At 61.8% G+C, this 3,774-nt stretch carries 5 protein-coding genes and 1 pseudogene; 4 read left to right on the top strand and 2 right to left on the bottom strand.

Annotation, left to right across the window (positions count from 1 at the left end; genetic code table 11):
• Positions 1–319: 319 nt before the first annotated feature.
• The 3 genes from cueR (at position 320) to DIE03_RS37895 (ending at position 1,570) form a co-directional block, all read left to right on the top strand.
• The gene (cueR, locus tag DIE03_RS37905; RefSeq protein WP_059583527.1) at positions 320–724 is read left to right on the top strand and encodes a Cu(I)-responsive transcriptional regulator; all 405 of its coding nucleotides are present in this window, start codon (positions 320–322) and stop codon (positions 722–724) included.
• Positions 725–939: 215 nt separating this feature from the next.
• Positions 940–1,086 carry a DUF3563 family protein gene (locus DIE03_RS37900; RefSeq protein ID WP_006478295.1) on the top strand — a complete coding sequence of 49 codons (147 nt, stop codon included), beginning with the start codon at positions 940–942 and terminating at the stop codon, positions 1,084–1,086.
• A gap of 115 nt (positions 1,087–1,201) precedes the next feature.
• Positions 1,202–1,570, top strand: a complete 369-nt coding sequence (locus DIE03_RS37895; RefSeq protein WP_185658308.1) for a hypothetical protein — start codon at positions 1,202–1,204, stop codon at positions 1,568–1,570.
• Positions 1,571–1,592: 22 nt separating this feature from the next.
• Here the strand turns inward: DIE03_RS37895 and DIE03_RS37890 are convergent, their stop codons facing one another.
• Together DIE03_RS37890 and DIE03_RS37885 are read right to left on the bottom strand one after the other, a co-directional pair.
• A complete protein-coding gene (locus tag DIE03_RS37890) occupies positions 1,593–2,438 on the bottom strand; it encodes a 23S rRNA (adenine(2030)-N(6))-methyltransferase RlmJ (RefSeq protein ID WP_124457131.1) in 846 nt (281 codons plus the stop codon).
• A gap of 111 nt (positions 2,439–2,549) precedes the next feature.
• The gene (locus DIE03_RS37885) at positions 2,550–3,521 is read right to left on the bottom strand and encodes an aldo/keto reductase (RefSeq protein WP_124457130.1); all 972 of its coding nucleotides are present in this window, start codon (positions 3,519–3,521) and stop codon (positions 2,550–2,552) included.
• A 164-nt stretch (positions 3,522–3,685) separates the two neighbouring features.
• On the opposite strand from DIE03_RS37885, the pseudogene DIE03_RS37880 reads away from it, so the two are divergent.
• Positions 3,686–3,774 (top strand): annotated as a pseudogene (locus DIE03_RS37880) (3-hydroxybutyrate dehydrogenase); the annotation flags it as partial.

The following is a 3,774-nucleotide window of genomic DNA, read 5'->3' as shown; positions in this document are numbered from 1 at the left end:
ACCGTGAAACGACTCTACGCCGATGATAGTGCGGATTCCCGTGTGAAAGTAGGTAATCGTCAGGCTCCCTAAGCCAAAAACCCCCGCCCGAAAGGCGGGGGTTTTTGCATTTCGGCGGCAGAAATGCAGACAGGGCGACAGAAAAGCGCCCGATTCCTCGCATCCCGTTCACCGCCCACCAGATCCCTCCATCTTCCATCCTGCTGCCAGCCCCCATCGCGGAACGAAGTCCTGTGATTTGATACGATCGACGTGTCGTCGGCGATTGCATTCGTCGACGCTAACGATCGAAACAGGGGCTTGATGAAGAGGGCAGGGAATGAATATCGGCGATGCATCGCGCGAATCCGGAGTCAGCGCAAAAATGATCCGGTACTACGAACAGGTTGGCCTTCTTGCCCCAAGCAAGCGCACCGACGCCGGCTACCGCATCTACGGCGCGGACGAAATCCATATCCTGCGCTTCATCCGTCAAGCCCGGCGGCTTGGCTTTCTCGTCGAGGACATCCGCAAGCTGCTGATGCTCTGGCAGGATCGCTCCCGTGCGAGTGCCGAAGTGAAGTCGATCGCACTCGAGCACGTGGCCGAACTCGATAAACGCATCGCGGAGCTGAGCGACATGCGCGACACGCTGGCCGACCTGGCCGCGCACTGCCATGGTGACGGGCGGCCCGAATGCCCGATTTTGGCGCGCCTGGCCGACCCCGTAGATGAACCAAATTAGTGCGTGTACTCGAGCCTCAAAATGGACTCGGCTTCAATGCCTATAAAAATCAATGTGTTAGGCTCATCGAATGATCGCCCATTCCGATTTGGAATGGCTTCCATGCAAGTATTTCACTAGCATCTTGGTGCGGCATCGCTATAATTCGGGATAACCCTATACGGGAAATCCCTGAATCTCGATTCACCAGGGGTCCCTCTTCCTTGGAGAATGTCATGATCGCCTACATCGTCGAAAAGCTGAGCAACTGGTTCGAATCCGCAGAACGTGAGCGCCGTGAGGCTTACCTCGCCACGTCGTCGGATATCGTCCAGCTCGAGAGCCGTATCCGCTCGCTCGAAACCAACGGCTACTCGCTGTAATCGGAGTCACCGTCCGGTGCCGTGTGGCACTGAACGATAAGCAAGCCCCGTATTTGACGGGGCTTTGTTTTTTTGTGCACCGGATCTGGCGAAATCGTCAGTGCAGCGCTATGGTATGGACCTGCTTTTCATCCTGAAGGACACGATCATGCGTTTGCGTCTCGATGTGCGTCGCAGTGCCCGCGCGCGTCTCGTTCTGGGCGCGGCCGTACTCGTCCATGGTCTCGCGGCCAGTGCCGCAACGTCGTCAAAACCGCTGGTGCTCGATACGCAGCGCGGTATCCAGGACGGCAAGGGCGGATTGGTATTGCAGACAGCACCGTTGTCGTCGGAGCCGATCGTCGAGCCGGCGGGCATGCGTGCGCCGGCCGGGCAGGCGCCGAACACGTCGGTTCCGTTGTTCGTCGCGCCGTATATCAATGTTCCGGCTTGGGGTGGGCAGCCAGCCAACCAGCCTCGGCTCGCGCCGAGGCCGCAGCCGTAACGTAACGGGGCCGGTCGCCCGATCAGTTGCCGCGGTGCTCGATCTGACAGCGGGCGCCGCTGTCCTGCCCCAACATCTCGACCAGATAGGGCAATGCCTCGTTCATGCTCTGCGCGAGCGTGTACGGCGGATTCAGGATGAACATTCCGCTGCCGTAGAGGCCCAGGCCATCCGTCGGCGGATTCGATACCGTCAGCGTCAGGTGCAGCCAGTTGTTCGGTTGCAGGCGCTTCAACTGCTCGGGAAAGCGCTGCGACTCCAGCCGCGTGACCTGCGGGTACCAGATCGCATAGCAGCCCGTCGCGAATCGCTTCAGACACTCCGTCACGCAGCTTACCGTGCGCGCGTAGTCCTTCTTGTCCTCGTAGGACGGGTCGATCAACACGAGTGCGCGTCGCGGCGGCGGTGGCAGCAGCGCCTTGATCCCCTCGAAGCCGTCACCGGCGAAGATCATCGCGCGTCGCCCCGCGTCGCGGAAATTGTGGCGCAGCACGTCGATTTCCGTCGTGTGCATCTCGAACAGGCGCATGCGGTCCTGCTCGCGCATCGACCGCCAGGCGATGTACGGCGAACCCGGGTAGAAGCGCAACTCGCCATCGTCGTTCAGTGCGCGGACTTCGTCGACATACTCGCCCAGTGCTTCCGGCAGGTTCTTTTCGTTCCACAGCCGGCCAATGCCGGTGTCGAATTCCGACGTTTTCGCCGCGTAGCCGTCGCGCAGCGAGTACACGCCGGCGCCTGCGTGCGTGTCGATGTACCAGTACGACTTGTCTTTCTTGTTCAGGTAGCGCAGCAGCTGGACGACGACGGCGTGCTTGAGCACATCCGCGTGGTTGCCTGCGTGAAAACCGTGACGATAACTGAGCATGGCGGGCTGCCTGAAACGAAAGGTGAATCGATGAAAGCGGTCGATCGTGCGCGGCCGTCAGGCCGGGCACCGATGCGGCCGCGTATTGTACGCGAGTGGCCGTGCATCGCCTTATTCGAATGCGTCGCCGACCACCTCCTCGATGCGTTGCTTCACGTCCGGCGTCAGCTTCGCAGTCACGTCGAGTGCGCGCATGTTGTCGCCGATCTGCTCGATCCGCGATGCGCCCGTGATGACCGAACTCACGTGCGGATTCGCGAGCACCCACGCGATTGCGAGCTGGCCCGTGCTGCAGCCGAGTTCGGCCGCGACGTCGCCGAGCCGCTCGACGATGTCGTTGGCGGCCTGATCGGTCAGGCGGTCGCGCATCCAGTCGTAACCCTGCAACTGCGCACGGCTGCCTGGCGGCACGCCGTTGCGGTACTTGCCGGTAAGCAGGCCCGATGCGAGCGGGCTCCAGGTCGTGAGGCCGAGACCGTAGTCGTCGTAGAGCCGCGCATACTCCTGCTCGACCCGCTTGCGGTGGAACAGGTTGTATTGCGGCTGTTCGACGACGGGCTTGCGCAGGTGATGCCGTTCGGCGATCTCGCATGCGGCGCGGATTTCGTCGGCGCTCCATTCCGACGTGCCCCAGTACAGCGCCTTGCCGCGCGCGATCATGTCGCTCATCGCCCAGACGGTTTCCTCGATCGGCGTGTTCGGATCGGGACGATGGCAATAGACGAGGTCGACATAGTCGAGCTGGAGCCGGCGCAACGAGCCGTCGATCGCGTTCAGCAGGTATTTCCGGTTCAGCGTGTGATACTGGTTCGGTGCTTCCGCGAGCCCCCAGAAGAACTTCGTCGATACGATGTAGCTGACGCGCGGCCAGTCGAGCGACTTGAGCGCGTGGCCCATGATTTCCTCGGACTTTCCGCCGGCGTAGACCTCGGCGTTGTCAAAGAAATTGACGCCCGCGTCGCGGGCTGCAGCGAGGCATTCGCGCGCAACCCGCTGATCGACCTGGTTGCCGTACGTGACCCACGAGCCGAGCGAAAGCGCGCTGATCTGCAGGCCGGAACGGCCTAGCCGTCGATAGTGCATGTGAATCTCCTGCGTGACAGAACCGACCTTAAGCTTAGACGTTTTGCGCGCGAACGGCGGGGCCGATCGTGCACAATGACGGCTGGCCCGCCGCGCTGATCATGCGGCGAACGCCGCGGTGGCGGGCACGCACTTTTTCGATCCGATAACGGGAGGAGACGGACATGGCAGCAGATCTGAATGGCAAGACCGCAGTCGTCACGGGCGCCGCGAGCGGCATCGGCAAGGAAATCGCACTCGAGCTCGCCAAGGC

Source organism: Burkholderia sp. Bp8992, assembly GCF_003853705.1.
Lineage (GTDB): Bacteria > Pseudomonadota > Gammaproteobacteria > Burkholderiales > Burkholderiaceae > Burkholderia.
Note: the sequence above shows the minus strand (reverse complement) of the source record. Positions and strands in the feature narration are given on the sequence as shown.

What these genes read in the sequence shown, in the direction of transcription:
- DIE03_RS37900 (WP_006478295.1), top strand. Translation starts at nt 940, where the DNA reads ATGATCGCCTACATCGTCGAAAAGCTGAGCAACTGGTTCGAATCCGCA.
- DIE03_RS37890 (WP_124457131.1), bottom strand. Translation starts at nt 2,438, where the DNA reads ATGCTCAGTTATCGTCACGGTTTTCACGCAGGCAACCACGCGGATGTG.
- cueR (WP_059583527.1), top strand. Translation starts at nt 320, where the DNA reads ATGAATATCGGCGATGCATCGCGCGAATCCGGAGTCAGCGCAAAAATG.
- DIE03_RS37885 (WP_124457130.1), bottom strand. Translation starts at nt 3,521, where the DNA reads ATGCACTATCGACGGCTAGGCCGTTCCGGCCTGCAGATCAGCGCGCTT.
- DIE03_RS37895 (WP_185658308.1), top strand. Translation starts at nt 1,202, where the DNA reads ATGGACCTGCTTTTCATCCTGAAGGACACGATCATGCGTTTGCGTCTC.